The organism is Pseudomonas sp. IT-P44 (assembly GCF_949768225.1).
Classification (GTDB): Bacteria; Pseudomonadota; Gammaproteobacteria; order Pseudomonadales; family Pseudomonadaceae; genus Aquipseudomonas; species Aquipseudomonas migulae.
On record NZ_CATKQM010000068.1, the window covers coordinates 50,554 to 69,394 of the forward strand.

General features: G+C 60.7%; 15 protein-coding genes. 3 read left to right on the forward strand and 12 right to left on the reverse strand.

The genetic code is table 11. The features are described from left to right. Nucleotides 1–25 precede the first annotated feature (25 nt). On the forward strand, nucleotides 26–1,036 hold the full coding sequence (locus ACM6IO_RS25830; protein WP_223481084.1) for an iron ABC transporter substrate-binding protein: 1,011 nt from the start codon (nucleotides 26–28) through the stop codon (nucleotides 1,034–1,036). Then, a complete protein-coding gene (locus tag ACM6IO_RS25835) occupies nucleotides 1,036–2,601 on the forward strand; it encodes an ABC transporter permease (protein ID WP_414912485.1) in 1,566 nt (521 codons plus the stop codon). The genes ACM6IO_RS25830 and ACM6IO_RS25835 overlap by 1 nt, the downstream gene beginning before the upstream one ends. A gap of 96 nt (nucleotides 2,602–2,697) precedes the next feature. On the opposite strand, the gene ACM6IO_RS25840 is transcribed toward ACM6IO_RS25835, so the two are convergent. The 12 genes from ACM6IO_RS25840 to ACM6IO_RS25895 form a co-directional block, all read right to left on the reverse strand. Then, nucleotides 2,698–4,632 carry a methyl-accepting chemotaxis protein gene (locus ACM6IO_RS25840; RefSeq protein ID WP_414912486.1) on the reverse strand — a complete coding sequence of 645 codons (1,935 nt, stop codon included), beginning with the start codon at nucleotides 4,630–4,632 and terminating at the stop codon, nucleotides 2,698–2,700. A gap of 150 nt (nucleotides 4,633–4,782) precedes the next feature. Beyond that, complete coding sequence (locus tag ACM6IO_RS25845) at nucleotides 4,783–6,072, reverse strand: adenylosuccinate synthase (RefSeq protein ID WP_008035326.1); 1,290 nt, start codon at nucleotides 6,070–6,072, stop codon at nucleotides 4,783–4,785. A gap of 55 nt (nucleotides 6,073–6,127) precedes the next feature. Continuing rightward, complete coding sequence (locus ACM6IO_RS25850) at nucleotides 6,128–7,315, reverse strand: ATP phosphoribosyltransferase regulatory subunit (RefSeq protein WP_008035324.1); 1,188 nt, start codon at nucleotides 7,313–7,315, stop codon at nucleotides 6,128–6,130. Nucleotides 7,316–7,631: 316 nt separating this feature from the next. After that, nucleotides 7,632–8,501 carry a protease modulator HflC gene (gene hflC / locus ACM6IO_RS25855; RefSeq protein WP_008035323.1) on the reverse strand — a complete coding sequence of 290 codons (870 nt, stop codon included), beginning with the start codon at nucleotides 8,499–8,501 and terminating at the stop codon, nucleotides 7,632–7,634. Beyond that, nucleotides 8,501–9,673: an FtsH protease activity modulator HflK gene (gene hflK / locus ACM6IO_RS25860; protein WP_008035322.1), complete on the reverse strand. Its 1,173-nt coding sequence runs from the start codon at nucleotides 9,671–9,673 to the stop codon at nucleotides 8,501–8,503. The genes hflC and hflK overlap by 1 nt, the downstream gene beginning before the upstream one ends. 96 nt (nucleotides 9,674–9,769) lie before the next feature. Then, a complete protein-coding gene (gene hflX, locus ACM6IO_RS25865; protein WP_008035321.1) occupies nucleotides 9,770–11,071 on the reverse strand; it encodes a ribosome rescue GTPase HflX in 1,302 nt (433 codons plus the stop codon). A 12-nt stretch (nucleotides 11,072–11,083) separates the two neighbouring features. Beyond that, a complete protein-coding gene (hfq, locus tag ACM6IO_RS25870; RefSeq protein ID WP_007902656.1) occupies nucleotides 11,084–11,344 on the reverse strand; it encodes an RNA chaperone Hfq in 261 nt (86 codons plus the stop codon). A gap of 94 nt (nucleotides 11,345–11,438) precedes the next feature. Next, nucleotides 11,439–12,410: a tRNA (adenosine(37)-N6)-dimethylallyltransferase MiaA gene (gene miaA, locus ACM6IO_RS25875; protein ID WP_008035319.1), complete on the reverse strand. Its 972-nt coding sequence runs from the start codon at nucleotides 12,408–12,410 to the stop codon at nucleotides 11,439–11,441. Next, nucleotides 12,410–14,320, reverse strand: a complete 1,911-nt coding sequence (gene mutL, locus ACM6IO_RS25880; RefSeq protein ID WP_414912487.1) for a DNA mismatch repair endonuclease MutL — start codon at nucleotides 14,318–14,320, stop codon at nucleotides 12,410–12,412. The genes miaA and mutL overlap by 1 nt, the downstream gene beginning before the upstream one ends. Then, complete coding sequence (locus ACM6IO_RS25885; RefSeq protein WP_404943243.1) at nucleotides 14,317–15,696, reverse strand: N-acetylmuramoyl-L-alanine amidase; 1,380 nt, start codon at nucleotides 15,694–15,696, stop codon at nucleotides 14,317–14,319. Before ACM6IO_RS25885 ends, mutL begins: the two co-directional genes overlap by 4 nt. 48 nt (nucleotides 15,697–15,744) lie before the next feature. Next, nucleotides 15,745–16,215: a tRNA (adenosine(37)-N6)-threonylcarbamoyltransferase complex ATPase subunit type 1 TsaE gene (gene tsaE, locus ACM6IO_RS25890; RefSeq protein WP_008035315.1), complete on the reverse strand. Its 471-nt coding sequence runs from the start codon at nucleotides 16,213–16,215 to the stop codon at nucleotides 15,745–15,747. Further along, nucleotides 16,203–17,702 carry an NAD(P)H-hydrate dehydratase gene (locus tag ACM6IO_RS25895; protein ID WP_414912488.1) on the reverse strand — a complete coding sequence of 500 codons (1,500 nt, stop codon included), beginning with the start codon at nucleotides 17,700–17,702 and terminating at the stop codon, nucleotides 16,203–16,205. The genes tsaE and ACM6IO_RS25895 overlap by 13 nt, the downstream gene beginning before the upstream one ends. A gap of 63 nt (nucleotides 17,703–17,765) precedes the next feature. Here ACM6IO_RS25895 and queG point away from each other — a divergent pair, with 63 nt between their 5' ends. Next, nucleotides 17,766–18,836: a tRNA epoxyqueuosine(34) reductase QueG gene (gene queG / locus ACM6IO_RS25900; RefSeq protein WP_008043118.1), complete on the forward strand. Its 1,071-nt coding sequence runs from the start codon at nucleotides 17,766–17,768 to the stop codon at nucleotides 18,834–18,836. Nucleotides 18,837–18,841: the final 5 nt, after the last annotated feature.

Here is an 18,841-nt window from a genome sequence, read left to right on the forward strand (position 1 = left end):
AATGCGACAGTGAGGAACCCTGCGAATGACGTTTCGAAATACCCTGCGCCGCGGCCTGACCATCACCCTGCTCGGCCTGGCACTCGCTACCCCCCTCACCCAGGCTGCTGATCCAGTTTCCCTGACACTCTATAACGGTCAACACAAAGAAGTCGGCGACGCCGTCGCCAAAGCTTTCGAAGCCAAGACCGGCATCCACGTCAACGTGCGCAAAGGCAGCAGCAATCAGCTTGCCAGCCAGATCGTCGAAGAAGGCGATCGCTCCCCGGCCGACGTGATCTACACCGAAGAATCGCCACCGCTGAACAAACTCGGCGAGCAAGGCTTGCTGGCACAAACCGACGCAGCCACCCTCGCCGTGCTGCCAAAAGACTACGTCGCCGGCAATGGCACCTGGATCGGCATCACCGCACGAGTCCGCGTGGTTGCGTTCAACCCCAAACTGATCGATGAAAAAGACCTGCCCAAATCGGTGATGGAATTCTCCGACCCGAAATGGCAAGGCAAGGTTGGCTTCGTGCCCACCAGCGGCGCGTTCCAGGAACAGGCCGTGGCGATCATCAAAGTGCACGGCATGGATGCAGCTGAAGAATGGCTGACCGGCTTGCGCGCATTCGGCAAGACCTACAGCAACAACATGGTCGCTTTGAAAGCCGTGGAGAACGGCGAAGTCGCGACCGTGCTGGTGAACAACTACTACTGGTTCGCCCTGCAACGCGAAAAAGGCCAGCTGGACTCGAAACTGCATTACTTCACCGGCGGCGACGTCGGCGGACTGATCACCGTTTCCAGCGCTGCCGTGCTGAAGTCCAGCAAACACCCAAAAGAAGCCCAGCAATTCCTCGCCTACATGGCCAGCGAAGAAGGTCAGCGCGTGATCACCCAGACCACCGCCGAATACCCGCTGCACAAAGGCATGGAATCGGACCGCGGCCTCAAGCCGTTCAGCGAGCTTGAAGCACCGAAAGTCACGCCAGCCGACCTCGGCAACGCCGAAGAAGCCCTGGACCTGGAACGCGACGTTGGCTTGAACTGATGAGCGCACCGCTATCTGCCCCAGCCGTGCGCGGAAGCTACGTGCCACGGCGCAAGCGGCCGTCGATCTGGCTGCTGCTGCCGGTTTTGCTGTTGGTACTGCTCAGCGTGTTGCCGCTGGTGTATGTCGGGCTCAAGACCTGGCAGGCCGGTTGGGCCCAGGCACTGCATTTGCTGTGGCGGCCCTACGTGTTTGGCTTGCTGCGCAACACCCTGGAGCTGATGGTCGGCGTAACGGTCGCCTGTGGCGTGATCGGTTTGTCGCTGGCCTGGCTGCTGGAACGCAGCAATCTGCCAGGCCGTCGATTGTGGGGCGTGATCCTGTGCTTGCCGTTTGCGGTGCCGGCGTTTGTCAGCAGCTTTACCTGGGTCTCGCTGAGCGCGCACTTCGAGGGTTTGGGCGGGGCGATTCTGGTGATGACCCTGTCCAAGTACCCGCTGATTTTTCTGCCGGTGGCGGCGACCCTGCGCAATCTCGATCCCTCGCTTGAGGAGTCCGCACGCACGCTCGGGCAGAATCGCTGGGGCGTGTTTTTCAGGATCACCCTGCCACTGCTATGGCCGGCGCTGCTCGCCGGTTCACTGCTGATTGCACTGCACATGCTCGTTGAGTTCGGCGCGCTGTCGATTATTGGCTTGCAGACGTTCACCACGGCGATCTATCAGCAATTCGAACTGGAATTCAGCAATGCCAATGCAGCGATGCTTTCCGCTGTTTTGCTCGCGCTGTGCCTGATGCTGTTGTGGCTTGAGCTGCGAGCCCGCGGCAAGGGGCGGCACGTGCGCACCGGCCAGGGCGCGGCGCGGCAGGCGGAACAGGTGCAGCTGGGACCTTGGGCGGCTGTTGGGCAGATTTACTGCCTGGCACTGGCGATCATCGGCAGCGGCATTCCACTGGGGATGCTGGTGTACTGGCTGGCGGTAGGTTCGTCGGCAGCGTTTCCGGTGGCGGCGATCAGCGAGGCGCTGCTGTCGTCCCTTGCGCTTTCGCTGGGTGGCGCCGCACTGTGCCTGGTGCTGGCGGTGCCGGTGGGCTTGTTGGTCGTGCGCTACAAAGGCCAACTGGCGATCTGGGCCGAGCGCTTGCCGTACCTGTTGCATGCGCTGCCAGGGCTGGTGATTGCGCTGACGCTGGTGTATTTCGCCCTGCACTATGTGCCGGCGCTGTACCAAACGTCGGCGTTGCTGCTGATCGCTTATGCGCTGCTGTTTTTACCATTGGCACAGGCACCGATTCGCACGGCACTGAACAAGGCTGCTCCGCAGCTGGAAGAGGCGGCTCGCACGCTGGGCGCCTCGTCGTTCAGCGCGTTTTGTCGGGTGACGTTGCCGATCATCTTCCCGGCGCTGGGCGCGGCGTTTGCGCTGGTGTTTCTGGATGCGATGAAGGAGCTGACGGCGACGCTGCTACTGAGTCCGACCGGGCTCAATACGCTGGCGACAGAGGTTTGGGCGCATACCGCGAATGTGGAGTTTGCGGCGGCGGCGCCTTATGCGGCGTTGTTGATATTGGTGTCGGGGTTGCCCGTGTACCTGTTAACAACCCGGATGTATTTGAGCCGTTGAAAAGCTTCGCGGGCAAGCCTCGCTCCTACAAGGATTGTGCAACCCCAGTAGGAGCGAGGCTTGCCCGCGAAGGCGTCAGACCCGCCAATACAAATCTTAAGCCCTGAACTGCCCCAGGCTCGCCTTCAACTGCGCCGCCAGGCCATCCAGCACTTTGCCGCTGGCCGTGGTTTCCACCACCGCCTGAGCCGCCTTCTCAGCCTGCGCATGAATGGTTTCAACGCGACCCCGCACCGCTTGCGCACCTTGCGCCTGATGAGCCGCTGCTTGCGTCGCCAGACCAATCGCCGCATGCACCTGCTCGACCGACACCTGCACCGATTGCTGCAACTGCGCACTGTCACGCAACACCAGCAAACCCTCGCTGGCCTGACGCCCGGCCTGGCCGATCACTTCCACAGCCTCACGCGCACCTTGCTGCAACGCCACGATGTGCGCCTGAATGTCGCCCGTGGAACTCTGGGTCTTGCTCGCCAGTGCCCGCACTTCGTCCGCCACTACGGCAAAGCCGCGACCGGTCTCACCGGCACGCGCCGCTTCGATGGCAGCGTTCAGCGCCAGCAGGTTGGTTTGCTCGGCGATCCCGTGAATCACAGTCAGCACCACTTCAATCTGCTCACTTTGCTGCGCCAGTCGCTCGATGACTTTCGCGCCGGTATCGACTTGCCCAGCCAACGCTTCGATCAGGCTGCCGACCTTCGCTGAGGTCCGGGTGTTTTCATCGGTGGCCGAACGGATGTCCACCACTTGCTTCAAGGCTGCCTGCATGGCATGGCTTTCGGATTGCGCTTCATCAGCCATTTGCGACAGCGCGCGCAGGCTCTCGGCCACTTCGTCACGCTGCATGCCCGCCGCCGCATCGGCACCGGCGTTGCGCAGGGTCATGGCGCCGATTTCCACGCCGGTACGCTGGGCCACATCGCCCGCTTCGCGCACGATCGGCTGCAACTTATCCACAAAGCGATTGACCGCCGAGGCCATATCGCCGATTTCGTCCTTGCTGTTGATCTGCACGCGCTTGGTCAGGTCGCCCTCGCCCGCCGCCAGGTCGTCCATCGCGGCAATCAGTAGCTTCAAGCGATTGACTACGCGCCGACCCAAAACGACCGCCAGCAACAGCAGCACACCGCAACCAACCAGTGCCAGGCCCATACCGATGCGCCAGCGCAAGGTCGCCGCGGCTTCCTGCACGGTGCTGGTGGTGTTGGCTTTCATTTCCGAGGCGGTGGACTGAGCAGACGTCAGACGCGCCCGCATCGCCGTGGCGCTATCAGCCGCCGCGCCTTTGAGACTGTCGCCGACCAGTTGATCACTGCTGGAGATCAGTGCCGAGAAACGCTTGTCCAGCGCCACCAGATCGGTTTCCACCGAGGCTGTGGAGACGCCCATCAAGACTTTGCCGATTTCCACGCCATTGGGGTTGATCGAGGCTTCGACGTAGTAAACCGATGGATCGCTTTTCGCTGCATCCAGGACTTTATCCAACGCACGCTCGCCCTGGCCTTTCTCCAGAAGGGCCTTGTTGATCGGATTTTCGCGGTTGAGGTAGCGCGTCAGGTGCTGCCCCGTTGCGTCGTCATAGATCACGAACAACACGTTGGGATTGCGCTGGGCCCGGCGGGCGAATTCGGACAAGGTGGGAACGTCGCTGTCCCACATGGCGCGGGGCGCGACGGAAGCAAGAAGCTGCGCCATATCATTGGCAGAGTCCTTCAGGTCCTTTTCCAGGGTCGCACGCAGCTGCACCTGCTCGTCCTTCAGCCGCGAGGACAAACCGGCCGTGAGGCGCTGACGCGTGCTGGTGGAGAGGTTGTCGAGGCTCGACGTGACTTCACGTCCCGCCTGCTCCAGCTCGCCGGAAAGTTTTTGACTGTCGGCACCCAGGCGCACACCCAAATCTGCTTCCAGCGCAGTCACTGTGCTCCGCGTCAGAGCAACAGCCACCAGCACCTGCACCAAAAGGGCGATACCAAGGGTAACGAACACAGGCCGCAATAGACGGCTTTGTAACAATGAGAGAACCGCCGACACTTGATATCCCTCTGCATTGACGCCATTAAATTGATGGCACGCCAGAAGACGCGCTCTTAATGAAGATCACAGCAAAGGTCATGCCGTCCAACAGGCATAAACGACAAAGGGCCCGATTAAGGGCCCTTTGTTTTTTACATCAACGACTTATTAAGCGAACGGGTGACGCAGAACGATGGTTTCGTTGCGGTCCGGGCCCGTCGAAATAATGTCGATCGGCGCACCGATCAGCTCTTCGACGCGTTTGATGTAGGCGCGTGCGTTAGCTGGCAGCTCTTCCAGGGCTTTGGCACCCACGGTCGACTCGGTCCAGCCCGGCACTTCTTCGTACACAGGCTGCAGACCCACGTAGCTGTCAGCGTCAGTCGGGGCAACAGCGTTACCTTCGGCATCTTTGTAGCCGACGCAGATGTTGATGGTTTCCAGACCGTCGAGTACGTCCAGCTTGGTCAGGCAGATGCCCGAGATGCTGTTCACATCGATAGCGCGACGCAGGATAACAGCGTCAAACCAGCCACAACGACGAGCACGGCCAGTAGTCGCACCGAACTCGTGACCTTGTTTGGCCAGGTGCGCGCCGACTTCGTCGAACAGTTCAGTCGGGAACGGACCCGAACCTACACGCGTGGTGTAAGCCTTGGTGATGCCCAGGATGTAGTCGAGGAACATCGGGCCAACACCCGAACCGGTAGCAACGCCGCCAGCGGTGGTGTTAGAGCTGGTCACGTACGGGTAGGTACCGTGGTCGATGTCCAGCAACGAACCTTGGGCGCCTTCAAACATGATGTCTTTGCCGGCGCGACGCAGGTCGTGCAGCTCGGCGGTCACGTCCAGCATCAGCGGCTTGAGCAGCTCAGCGTATTCTTTGCATTCGGCCAGGGTCTTTTCGAACTCGATGGCCGGCTCTTTGTAGTAACCCACCAGCATGAAGTTGTGGTAATCCACCAGTTCACGCAGCTTGTCTTCAAAGCGTGGCATGTTGAGCAGGTCGCCAACACGCAGGCCACGACGCGCAACCTTGTCTTCGTAGGCCGGGCCGATGCCGCGACCGGTCGTACCGATCTTCAGCTCGCCACGGGCCTTTTCACGGGCCTGGTCCAGCGCAACGTGGAAGGACAGGATCAGCGGGCAGGACGGGCTGATACGCAGACGCTCACGCACCGGTACGCCTTTCTCTTCCAGCTTGATGATTTCCCGCAGCAGAGCGTCGGGTGCAACCACCACGCCGTTACCGATCAGGCACTGCACGCCTTCGCGCAGCACGCCCGACGGGATCAGGTGCAAGACGGTTTTTTCGCCATCGATCACCAGGGTGTGACCAGCGTTGTGGCCACCCTGGTAGCGCACTACGGCGGCAGCATGTTCGGTCAGCAGATCAACGATCTTGCCTTTGCCCTCATCACCCCATTGGGTGCCCAGGACTACGACATTCTTACCCATAACACTTGTCCTCATTCGCGCAAACTTGGTGCCGGCCAAGGGCCGGCAGGAAAACTCAAGAAGCCAGTGGCGATACTTGCCAAAGCCCGTTCTGCTGAATCAATTGCCGGTCGCAGTCCGCTTCACGGGCGGCGGCCAAAGGTTGCCCAGGCAATGCCTGAACGACACGCTGACCCTCACTGCGCAACTGGCAAACCTGCTGCCAGAGTGCTGCATCCGTACTGTCAGGCATCCAGATACCGCCAGACGGTAGCTCGATTTCAGCACGCCCCAGGGTCACCAGGGTTTTCAAATCGGTAGAGAAGCCAGTTGCCGGACGAGCGCGACCGAAGTCAGCGCCGATGTCGTCGTAACGACCGCCCTGAGCGATGGACTGACCAACGCCCGGCACGAACACCGCGAACACCACACCGGTGTGGTAGTGATAGCCGCGCAACTCGCCCAGGTCGAAGTACAGCGGCAGTTCCGGGAAACGCACGGACAAACGCTCGGCAATCGCCAGCAAATCGTCCAGAGCCGCCAAAACCGGCGCCGGCGCATTCGCCAGACGCTCGCGAGCAGCGCTCAACACTTCACGGCCGCCACACAGATCGACCAACGCACGCAGCATGCCCGACAGATCGGCAGGCAAACCTTCGGTCAAGGTAATGACCTCGTCGATGGCCTTGCGTTGCAACGCATCGAACAACTGTTGTTCAACCTCACCGGACAAGCCGGCCGCGCGAGCCAGGCCACGGTAGATGCCGACATGACCGAGGTCCATGTGCACTTCCGGCACGTCGGCCAGTTGCAGCATGGCCAGCATCAAGCTGATGACTTCCACGTCGCTGCTCGGGCTGGCATCGCCGTACAACTCGGCGCCCAGTTGAATCGGGCTGCGCGAGGACGACAAGGCGCGTGGCTGAGCGTGCAGCACGCTGCCGGCATAGCACAGACGGCTCGGACCTTCGCGACGCAGGGTATGCGCATCGATGCGCGCCACTTGCGGCGTGATGTCGGCACGGAAACCCATCTGCCGGCCCGATTGCGGGTCGATGACCTTGAAGGTACGCAGATCGAGGTCCTGGCCCGCGCCGGTCAGCAAGGATTCCAGGTACTCGATATGGGGAGTCACGACAAACTCGTAACCCCAGCTCTGGAACAGATCCAACACCTGACGACGCGCGACTTCAATGCGCGCCGCTTCCGGTGGCAGTACTTCTTCGATGCCATCTGGCAGCAGCCAGCGGTCTACCGTTGCCATTACGCCATTCCCCTATGGTCCGGGCGGCAAGCCTATGGGCGAGCCTTGAGTGAAGCAGAAAATGATCGGCTTTGTTTACAAGCCACCCATAAACAACGCGGCGAAAAGCCTGAAAATAAGCTTCGCCAATCACTTTCCTCGAAAAACCTGTCGAGTCATTCAACTCGGGCGCCTGCATAAACAACAGCAATCAAACGTGCAGACGCAAAAAAGCCGGGAATTTCCCGGCTGCCGCATCATACACACGTTTTCCCAAAGGATCACCCCGCCCGAGGCTTTAGCCGCCAGGCGGGGGATGATTCAGGTCAACGTCGTATCAAGGCTTGGCTTTTTCCAGGTAACGGAAGAAGTCGCTGCTTGGGTCCAGGACCATGACGTCGGATTTGTTCGCGAAGCTTTCACGGTAGGCACGCAGGCTACGGTAGAAACCGTAGAACTCCTGATCCTGGCCGTAGGCCTTGGAGTAGATTGCAGCGGCCTGGGCATCACCATCACCGCGAACCTCTTCGGACTCACGATAGGCTTCAGCCAGCAGCACGCGGCGTTGACGATCGGCGTCGGCACGAATGCCTTCTGCCAGCTCGTTACCCTTGGCACGGTGCTCGCGAGCTTCACGCTCACGCTCGGAGCTCATACGCTCGAACACACTGCGGTTTACTTCTTTCGGCAGATCGATGGCCTTGACCCGAACATCGACCACTTCGATGCCCAGCTCTTTTTCCGCCATCTTGTTCAGCGAAGCGGTGATATCGGTCATCAGCGCATCGCGCTCACCCGACACCACTTCGTGCAGCGTGCGTTTACCAAACTGGTCACGCAGGCCCGATTCCAGACGACGGGAAAGACGCTCGTCAGCAATCTGCTTGAGGCCGGAAGTCGCGGTGTAGTAACGCTCAGCGTCCTTCACGCGCCACTTGGCGTAGGCATCGACCATGACTGCTTTCTTTTCCAGCGTCAGGAAGCGTTGTGTCGGCGCATCCAGCGTCATCAGGCGCGAGTCGAACTTGCGCACCTGGTTAACGTAAGGCACTTTCACATGCAGGCCCGGCTGAACATCGGTCTGAACCACGCGACCGAACTGCAGCAACACCGCACGCTCGGTCTGAGCCACGATGTAGAAGCAGTTCCAGGCTGCGATCGCCACGACGACGCCGACAATAAGGGCGATCAGCGATTTATTGCTCATCAGCGACTCTCCCTGGTACGTGCAGGCTGTTGCTGCAGATCAGCTGCCGCACGTGCATTCGCTTCATTGCTGGTGGCTGCCGCACCGGTCACCGAAGTGCTGGTGTTGCGACCACTTTCGACCATCTTGTCCAGCGGCAAGTACAGCAGATTGCTCTGGCCATTCTTGTTGCCGGTCACGAGAACCTTGCTGGTGCTGCTGAAGACTTCCTGCATGGTGTCCAGGTACAGACGCTGGCGGGTGACTTCAGGTGCCTTGCGGTACTCGGCGACCAGTTTGGTGAAGCGATCGGCCTCACCCTTGGCGCGCGAGACAGTTTCGTCACGGTAGCCGTTGGCATCTTCGATGATGCGCTGGGCCTGACCACGGGCTTCCGGCACGACGCCGTTGGCATAGGTTTCAGCCTGGTTGCGCGAACGCTGCTCATCTTCACGAGCGCGGATCACGTCATCGAAGGCTTCCTGCACTTCACGCGGTGCCGCTGCGCTCTGTACGTTGACCTGGGTGACGGTGATGCCGGTGCGATAGGTATCCATGAAGCGTTGCAGACGCTCCTTGATCTCGCTGGCCATCAATTCACGACCTTCGGTCAGCACCTGGTCCATCGCGGTGGAACCCACCACATGGCGCAAGGCACTTTCGGTCGCGTGCTGCAGGCTGATTTCCGGCTGATCGACGCTCAGCACGAAGTCCTGCAGGTTGCTGATCTTGTACTGCACGGTCAGCGGTACTTCGACGATGTTTTCGTCTTCAGTCAGCATTTGACCCTGCTTGGTGTACGCACGCTCACGCGTGACGTTTTCCAGGTACTTGCGATCGATCGGCGGGAAATAGATGTTCAGACCCGGGCCGACGGTTTCGTAGTACTTGCCGAAGCGCAGCACCACGGCTTGCTCCTGCTCGTCGACTACATAGACCGCGCTGTACAGCCACACGGCCGCCAACACGACCAGGCCGATGCCGAGCAGGCCGCCAAAGCCGCCACTCTTGCCCGGACCACCGCCGTCATCACCGCGTTTCTTACCACCACCGAACAACCCATTCAGGCTTTCCTGCAGCTTTCGGAAGGCCTCGTCGAGATCCGGTGGTCCCTTGCGGTCGCCGTTATTGCGACGCTTGCCACCCCAAGGATCCTGATTATTCGAGTTGCCACCCGGCTCATTCCAAGCCATAGCGCTCTCCATCTGATAAAGCAAAGACGCACCCACGGCGCGCCGACCAATGCTACAGAATGCCTGTCACCGCGGCACAACCGCTTTCTCAGGCTTTTATTGCAAAGTGTGTTGTTCGATGAACTCTGTCGGCACAACGCCTTCACGGCTGACCAGCCGATTGAGCTCCGAGCGCGGCAATCGAACGGCCAGCAAGCTGACACCTTCTTCGTCGTGTTCTTCTTTCTGTACCGCCCCGAGTTCGAAGAACTGCGCACGCAGTCGAGCGAATCGTTGCGGCAAGCGCAAGGTACCGATAAACATCTCACTGCCCAGCAACTCGGCAATGGCTTGTTCGAGCAATTCCAGACCACTGCCATCACGCGCCGACAACCAGACCCGTTGAGGCTTGCCGCTTTCGTCGCGCTGGATCTGTGGCTCAACGCCTTCAAGCAAATCGAGTTTGTTATAGACCTCGAGGATCGGCAAGTCCTGGGCACCAATCTCGCCCAGCACCACCATCACCTGCTCGATCTGCAACATGCGATCCGGTTCGGCCGCATCGATCACGTGCAACAGCAGGTCGGAGTTGCTCGACTCTTCGAGCGTAGACCGAAATGCCTCGACCAGCTTGTGGGGCAAGTGACGAATGAAACCCACGGTGTCGGCCAGGACAATCGGCCCCAGGTCGGCCAGCTCCAGACGGCGCAAGGTCGGGTCCAGCGTGGCAAACAACTGGTCAGCCGCGTACACATCGGATTTCGTCACGTTATTGAAGAGCGTGGATTTGCCGGCGTTGGTATACCCCACCAAAGACACGGTAGGGATATCCGCACGCGTACGGCCACGTCGCGACTGTTCGCGCTGGCTGCGCACTTTTTCCAGGCGGCCCTTGATCTGTCGCAGGCGAACCCGCAGCAAGCGACGGTCGGTCTCCAGCTGGGTTTCACCCGGGCCACGCATGCCGATACCGCCACCTTGACGCTCAAGGTGAGTCCAGCCACGAACCAGCCGGGTGCTCATGTGGTCAAGCTGGGCCAGTTCTACCTGGAGCTTGCCTTCATGGGTACGGGCGCGCTGGGCGAAAATATCGAGAATCAGACCGGTGCGGTCGATCACGCGACACTCGAAAACACGTTCGAGGTTACGTTCCTGACTGGGCGTAAGCGTGTGATTGAAGATCACCAGATCGGCTTCTTCGGCATGGACCAGGTCGCGCAGTTCCTCGACCTTGCCGCTACCGATCAGGAATTTGGCGGTTGGCCGATGACGCGGCACGTTAAAAAACGCAACGGTCTCGGCGCCGGCCGAATTAGCCAATTCCTGAAACTCCTGCGGATCTTCGCGCGCCTCAGGGTCCTGTCCATCCAAGTGAACGAGGATTACTCGCTCACCACCACCGTGGCGCTCAAAGAACAAAGGAGACTCCTATCAGGCGTTACCTGGCTCAGCGTCGCCTGCTTCGGATTCGGTTGCGCTAGGCAGACGAATTGGACGAACCGGCACCACTGTAGAGATAGCGTGTTTGTAAACCATCTGGCTGACGGTGTTCTTCAGCAGGATAACGAACTGGTCGAAAGACTCGATCGTGCCTTGCAGTTTGATCCCGTTGACCAGGTAGATGGACACCCCAACTTTCTCTTTACGTAAAGTATTCAAGTAAGGGTCTTGTAGCGAATGCCCTTTTGACATGTGCCGCACTCCTTTAAGGATTCAATATAAAAAATAGGTAAACAGATGGCTTGTGGCCGTCACACCCCCAAGGATAGACGGCAATTGCAAGGACTCAGCTCAATATGGAGATGGTCCCCAGGTATTTCAAGGCGCGCGGCAGATTGTCGCAATCCAGGCTGTCCAACCAGTGTAAATCAGCCCAACTGCGCAGCCAGGTGAACTGACGTTTTGCCAATTGGCGCGTGGCAATGATTCCACGCTCCTGCATCTCGGCTTGCGTCAGCTTGCCATCCAGGTAGTCCCAGACTTGTCGGTAGCCTACTGCACGTATAGACGGCAACCCGGAATGCAGGTCACTTCGCTTACGCAGGGCTACGACCTCGTCGATGAATCCCTGTTCCAACATTAAAGTGAATCTTTGTTTAATTCGCTCGTGCAGTACCTGACGATTTGCCGGAGCAATGGCCAAGTTCGCGACAGTATAGGGCAATTGTTGCAGTCCCGAAGCGGCTGCTTCAGTACTTTGCGCAGATTGTCTCAGTCTAAGCTCGGTCATGCTCTGACCGCTGACACGATAAACTTCCAGCGCTCGACTGAGTCGCTGCGGATCGTTCGGGTGAATACGCGCTGCCGATTCCGGGTCGATGATCGCCAATTGGTCGTGCAGGGCTTGCCAGCCAAGGCGTGCAGCTTCTTCTTCGATCTGTGCGCGCACTTCAGGATCGGCCGCCGGCATGTCCGCCAGGCCTTCGACCAAAGCCTTGTAATAGAGCATTGTGCCGCCCACCAGCAGCGGAATTTTGCCCCTCGCGGTGATGTCGGCCATCGCTTCGAGGGCGTCACGGCGGAAATCTGCGGCGGAATAGCTCTCTGCCGGGTCGAGAATATCGATCAGACGATGGGGAAATTCGGCCAGAATCTCTTTCGACGGCTTGGCGGTGCCGATGTCCATGCCGCGATAGACCAGCGCCGAATCGACGCTGATCAGCTCGCAAGGCAGGACTTTGGTCAGCTCGATGGCCAGGTCGGTCTTGCCCGCTGCGGTCGGGCCCATCAGGAAAATCGCAGGAGGGAGCTGGCTCATCAACGACCGCGCAGGAACAGTTTGTCCAGATCGTCCAGGCCCAATTGGGTCCAGGTCGGTCGGCCATGGTTGCATTGACCGCTGCGCTCGGTGTTTTCCATGTCACGCAGCAGACCGTTCATTTCCGGCAGGGCCAGTCGCCGATTCGCCCGAATCGCGCCGTGGCAAGCCATGGTGCCAAGCAATTCGTTCAAGTGCGCCTGAATCCGGTCACTGGTGCCATATTCCATCAGATCCGCCAGCACGTCGCTGACCAATCGATTGGCTTCCGCCTGCTTGAGCAAGGCCGGAATCTGTCGAATGGCCAGTGTTTCCGGGCCGAGACGCTGCAACTCAAAGCCCAGACGCTGGAACCACGCGACGTTTTCTTCGGCGCAATCGCCTTCGCGCTCACTCACGGCCAAAGATTCCGGAACCAACAGCGGCTGACCGCTCAGGCCTTCGCTGGCCATGGCGACTTTCAGGCGTTCGTACATGATCCGCTCGTGGGCGGCGTGCATGTCCACCAATACCAGGCCTTGGGCGTTTTCCGAAAGGATGTAGATGCCCTTGAGTTGCGCCAATGCGTAACCCAACGGTGGAATATCGTCCTGACCGGCCGGAAGCGCGACAGCATTGGCTTCCGGCAGCGGCGCAAAAAACTCACGGTAAGCCGCCTGGGCTTCAGCCGCAGGCACGCCGGACTGAGGGCGCGGCGTGTATTGATACTGATAACCGGCACCAGCGCCCGAGCCTGCCGGCGTGTTGAACGACGGTTGCGCTTGGGGCTGCTCCAGCAGCGCATTGGCCGCCAGGCGCATTTCGCCTTGCGGACCGAATTCACCGGCCTCGAGGCCGCTCGGACGAACGATGGCGGTCGCCACCGGTGCCGCCAGATGATCATCCGGTCGCACATCGCCCAAGGCACGGTGCAAGGTGCCATAGAGGAAATCGTGGACCATGCGCCCGTCACGGAAGCGCACTTCGTGTTTGGTCGGGTGCACGTTGACGTCGACACCGGCCGGATCGACTTCGAAAAACAGCACGAAAGTCGGGTGCCGACCATTGAACAGCACGTCGCGATAGGCCTGGCGCACCGCGTGGGCCACGAGTTTGTCGCGAACGGCGCGGCCGTTGACGAAGAAATACTGCAAGTCCGCCTGGCTGCGGTTGAAGGTCGGCAAGCCCACCCAACCCCACAAATGCAGGCCGTTGCGCTCGATTTCGATCGGCAGCGCCTGTTCCAGGAACCCCGGGCCGCAGATCGCCGCCACACGCCGGGCGCGGGCCGCGTCGTCATGGGCTTCATGCAGGCTGAGGATGGTTTTGCCGTTGTGGCGCAAATGGAACGCCACGTCGAAGCGCGCCAGGGCCAGGCGTTTGATCACTTCTTGCAGGTGATCGAATTCGGTTTTTTCGGTTTTGAGAAACTTGCGCCGCGCCGGGGTGTTGAAGAACAGATCCCGCACTTCCACGGAGGTGCCCACCGGATGAGCGGCTGGCTGCACGCGGGGCGCCATGTCCCGGCCTTCGGTTTCGACCTGCCAGGCCTGATCGGCATCACGGGTGCGGGAGGTCAGGGTCAAGCGTGCCACGGAGCTGATCGAGGCGAGTGCCTCACCACGGAACCCGAGGCTCATCACCTGCTCAAGGTCTTCCAGGTTGCGGATCTTGCTGGTGGCGTGACGGGCCAGAGCCAACGGCAGGTCATCGGCAGAAATGCCGCTGCCATCGTCGCGCACCCGCAGCAGCTTGACGCCGCCCTGCTCGACATCGACGTCTATGCGCTTGGCGCCGGAATCGAGGCTGTTTTCCAGCAATTCCTTGATCACCGAAGCCGGGCGCTCGACCACCTCGCCGGCGGCAATCTGGTTCGCCAGTCGCGGGCTGAGCAGCTCGATACGAGCGCTGTTGATCACGGCCTGATTCATTCTTTGGATGCCAGTTCGGTGCCGGGAATGGTCAGGGTCTGACCGATTTTCAGCTCGTCGGTTTTCAGGTTGTTGGCGCTGCGCAAGGTGGCCGGGGACACCTGATAACGCACAGCGATCATCGCCAGGGTTTCACCCGGGTTCACCCGGTGATCACGCGGCCCCTGGGCAATTTTCCCGGAATCGCGCAGCCAGGCGATGTAAGTACCCGGTGGCGGATTCTGCTGGAAGAACTGGCGTACGCCGCTGCTGATCGAGCGAGCCAGCGCTTGCTGGTGGCTGGACGCCGCGAGTTTCGAGGCTTCGTTGGCGTTGGAGATGAACCCGGTTTCCACCAGGATCGACGGGATGTCCGGCGACTTCAACACCATGAACCCGGCTTGTTCCACGCGCTGTTTGTGCAGAGGTGTAACACGACCGATATTGCTCAGAACCTTCTGCCCGACGTTCAGGCTGGACGTCAGCGAGGCGGTCATCGACAAGTCGAGCAGCACGCCTGCGAGCATGCGGTCCTTGTCGTCGAGGCTGACGTTGCCGGCACCACCGATCAAGTCGGAGCGGTTTTCACTGTCGGCCAGCCAACGGGCTGTTTCCGACGTGGCGCCGCGATCCGACAGGGCGAACACCGAGGCACCGAACGCAGCAGCCGAAGGCGCGGCATCGGCGTGGATCGAAACGAACAGGTCAGCGCCCTTCTTACGGGCGATTTCGGTACGGCCGCGCAACGGAATGAAGTAGTCGCCGGTACGGGTCAGTTCGGCGCGGAAGCCTTTCATGCCGTTGACCTGACGCTGCAGTTCGCGAGCGATGGCCAGCACCACGTCTTTTTCACGCTGACCGCGAGAGCCAGAGGCACCCGGGTCTTCGCCGCCGTGACCTGCGTCGATCACGACAATGATGTCGCGCTTGCCGGCCGGTGCGGGCGGCAGCTTGACCGGGGGATCGACCGGGGTGACCGGTACCGGTGCGACGGTCGCAACGTTGGTCGGCGCAGGAATCGGCGCGGCGTCGGCGGCGTTATCGAACAGATCGACCACCAGGCGGTTGCCGTACTGGGCGTTCGGCGCCAGGGTGAAGCTCTTCGGCGTGACGGCTTTTTTCAGGTCGATGACCACCCGCAGGTCGGTCGGCGTGCGTTGGGCCGAGCGCATGGCGGTGATCGGGGTGTTGGCGGTGGACACGTTCAGCGGCGCACCGAGGGTGGCGCCATTGATGTCGATCACCAGTCGGTCCGGGGCTGTCAGGGTAAAAACGCTGTGTTGCACCGGCCCGGTCAGGTCGAACACCAACCGTGTGTTGTCCGGCGCCCGCCACAGACGGACGCTGTTGACCTTCGTTTCGGCCACAGCGTCGACGGTCACCGCCAAAAACAACATCCCTACGGCAGCTACCATCGCGCGAAAGCGCATACCTGACCCCATCATTTAATTGATTTCCAATGCCAAAGCGGCACACCACGACTCGCCACGCGAGCCCTGGGACAAAATTTTCAGCGAACGCCCGCTGTCTTGCGGGCTAATGGTAATGGTCAGGTCGGGCTTTGGCAAAAAGCCTGCACCTTTATCGGGCCACTCGATCAGGCACAAGGCATCGTCTTCGAAATAGTCGCGGATGCCGAGGTACTCCAGTTCTTCAGGGTCGACCAAACGATAGAGATCGAAATGGAAGGCGCGGATGTCGCCAATCTCGTAGGGCTCGACCAGGGTGAACGTCGGACTTTTTACCGCGCCCTCATGCCCCAGCCCCCGGATGATGCCGCGGGACAACGTGGTTTTCCCCGCCCCCAGATCCCCTTCCAGAAAAATCAGACCGTGCCCTTCGGTGGTTTTCGCGATGCGGGCGCCAAACGCGGTCATCGCTTCTTCATCAGCCAGGTACAGGGTTACTTCAGACACGGTGCTTGCTCCTCCAACAACTGACGAATGGCTGGAATCAGATCACTGGCCGCCAGCCCACGGCCCGATTTACCTTGTTGCGCGCCGGCATTGGCGTGCAGCCAGACGCCAAGGCAGGCCGCATCGAATGCGTCCATGCCCTGGGCCAGCAACGCGCCGACCAGACCGGCCAGCACATCGCCCAGACCGGCAGCGGCCATGGCCGGATGGCCCTGATGACACACCGCCAGGCGCCCGTCAGGACTGGCGATAAGGCTGCCGGCGCCTTTCAGAATCACTACAGCTGTATATTTTTTGCTCAATGCGTGAGCAGCGGACGGACGGTCGGCCTGAACCTCTGCGGTACTGATCCCGAGCAACCGTGCCGCTTCCCCCGGATGCGGCGTGATCACGCAGTCCTTGGGCAGGCTCACGAGTTCGTCAGCCAGCATATTCAACGCATCGGCGTCCCAGACTTGTGGAAGCGGCGCATTGGCCGCTGCCGACAGCAGACTGCGTCCCCACGAAGCCTGCCCCAAGCCCGGACCGACCACCAGCACGGAAACCTTTTGCAGCAAACCCATCAGCTGATTCGCCGACGAAGCGCCCAGCACCATCGCCTCGGGAATTCTGGCCAGTGCGGCTGGCACGTGCTCGCTGCGAGTGGCCACCGACACCATGCCCGCGCCACTGCGCAGCGCACTTTGTGCACTCAGCAAAATGGCACCGCCGAAACCGCGATCACCGCCGATCAGCAAGACATGGCCGAATTTGCCTTTATGCGCAGTCGGCGCACGCCCCGCCAGACGCGGCAAGTTACCGGCCGTCAGACGATGAGCACTGATGGCGATCCCGCTCAAAGACTCAGGCGAAGCTTGCAGATCATTAAAGACCCACTCGCCCACCACGTCCGCCGCCTCCCCCGTGAACAGGCCCAGTTTCAAACCAATGAAGGTCACGGTCAGGTCAGCCCGGACAGCCGCACCGAGCACGCTTCCTGTATCCGCACAAAGGCCCGAGGGAATATCCACCGCCGCAACCGCCAGGCCGCTGGCATTGATTTCCGCGATGACGCTGGCGTAAGGCTCGCGCACCTTGCCTGTCAGGCCGGTGCCGAGCAAGGCGTCCAATACAACGCCACGCAACTCCGACTGTGCACTCCAGGCTTGAACGGCGACGCCTTCGGACAGGGCCTCGGCGTGGGCCAAGGCAGCATCGCCTTGCAAACACTGGGGATCACCGACCGCCAGCACGCGCACATGCCAGCCGGCACGCTTGGCCAACACCGCGACCAGATAACCGTCACCGGCGTTGTTGCCGTGGCCGGCGGCCACCGTCAGTTCGTTGGCCGTCGGCCAGTGCCGGACCAGCGCACGCCAGGTCGCCCGCGCCGCCCGCTGCATCAATTCGAAGCCCGGCGTACCGGCCGCAATCAGGCTCGCATCGAGCGCTCGCACTTGCGCGGCGCTGTACAGCACGTCGGGTAAATCATCTTTAGTGTGCGGCATGCGTCTTCGGGCTCCGATGTCTGGCAGAATTATACGCACCTCAGCTCCGGTTTCTCTCGCCTCATGCCCGCTATTACCACAGACCTGCCCGCCCTCGCCCAATCCATCAAGGACTGGGGCCGCGAGCTGGGCTTTCAGCAAGTCGGCATCAGCGGCCTGGATCTGGCCGAGCATGAGCAGCACCTGGCGCGCTGGCTCGAAGCCGGTTACCACGGCGAAATGGACTACATGGGCGCCCATGGCAGCAAACGCTCACACCCGGAAGAGCTGGTGCCCGGCACGCTTCGGGTGGTGTCCCTGCGCATGGATTACCTGCCGGGCGACACCCAAATGGCGCAATTGCTGGCTCAGCCGGAAAAAGCCTACGTGTCGCGTTATGCCTTGGGCCGCGATTACCACAAGTTGATCCGTAAACGCGTGCAACAACTGGCAGAAAAGATTCAGGCGGTCATCGGCCCGTTCGGCTACCGCGCATTTGTCGACAGCGCACCGGTGCTGGAAAAAGCCATCGCCGAAAAGGCCGGCCTTGGATGGATCGGCAAAAACACGCTGGTCTTGAATCGCAAGGCCGGCAGTTACTTCTTTCTCAGTGAGCTCTTTGTCGATCTGCCGCTGCCGGAAGACCCTCCGCACGCCACCGAACATTGCGGCCGCTGCACCGCGTGCCTCGACATCTGCCCGACCAACGCGTTCGTCGGCCCCTATGTGCTGGATGCCCGACGCTGCATTTCCTACCTGACCATCGAACTGAAAAGCGCGATCCCGGAGGATCTGCGGCCATTGATCGGCAATCGGGTGTTCGGCTGCGATGACTGCCAGATCGTCTGCCCGTGGAACCGTTTTGCCCGTCCGTCCGGCGAAAGCGACTTCAAGCCACGGCACAACCTGGACAACGCTGAACTGGCTGAGCTGTTCATGTGGGATGAAGACCGGTTTCTGAGCAGCACCGAAGGCTCGCCGCTGCGTCGGGCGGGTTATGAGCGCTGGTTGCGTAATCTGGCGGTGGGCCTGGGGAATGCGCCTTCAACGATTCCGGTGCTGGAAGCATTGAAGGCGCGAAGGGAATACCCCTCGGAGTTGGTGAGAGAGCATGTGGAGTGGGCATTGCGTCAGCATGAACTGCGCAACGCCTGATTTTG

Excerpts from the sequence above, each read along its gene's own strand:
- ACM6IO_RS25830 (WP_223481084.1), top strand. The coding sequence starts at position 26 with ATGACGTTTCGAAATACCCTGCGCCGCGGCCTGACCATCACCCTGCTC.
- ACM6IO_RS25835 (WP_414912485.1), top strand. The coding sequence starts at position 1,036 with ATGAGCGCACCGCTATCTGCCCCAGCCGTGCGCGGAAGCTACGTGCCA.
- ACM6IO_RS25845 (WP_008035326.1), bottom strand. The coding sequence starts at position 6,072 with ATGGGTAAGAATGTCGTAGTCCTGGGCACCCAATGGGGTGATGAGGGC.
- ACM6IO_RS25850 (WP_008035324.1), bottom strand. The coding sequence starts at position 7,315 with ATGGCAACGGTAGACCGCTGGCTGCTGCCAGATGGCATCGAAGAAGTA.
- hflC (WP_008035323.1), bottom strand. The coding sequence starts at position 8,501 with ATGAGCAATAAATCGCTGATCGCCCTTATTGTCGGCGTCGTCGTGGCG.
- hflK (WP_008035322.1), bottom strand. The coding sequence starts at position 9,673 with ATGGCTTGGAATGAGCCGGGTGGCAACTCGAATAATCAGGATCCTTGG.
- hfq (WP_007902656.1), bottom strand. The coding sequence starts at position 11,344 with ATGTCAAAAGGGCATTCGCTACAAGACCCTTACTTGAATACTTTACGT.
- miaA (WP_008035319.1), bottom strand. The coding sequence starts at position 12,410 with ATGAGCCAGCTCCCTCCTGCGATTTTCCTGATGGGCCCGACCGCAGCG.
- mutL (WP_414912487.1), bottom strand. The coding sequence starts at position 14,320 with ATGAATCAGGCCGTGATCAACAGCGCTCGTATCGAGCTGCTCAGCCCG.
- ACM6IO_RS25885 (WP_404943243.1), bottom strand. The coding sequence starts at position 15,696 with ATGTTGTTTTTGGCGGTGACCGTCGACGCTGTGGCCGAAACGAAGGTC.
- ACM6IO_RS25895 (WP_414912488.1), bottom strand. The coding sequence starts at position 17,702 with ATGCCGCACACTAAAGATGATTTACCCGACGTGCTGTACAGCGCCGCG.
- queG (WP_008043118.1), top strand. The coding sequence starts at position 17,766 with ATGCCCGCTATTACCACAGACCTGCCCGCCCTCGCCCAATCCATCAAG.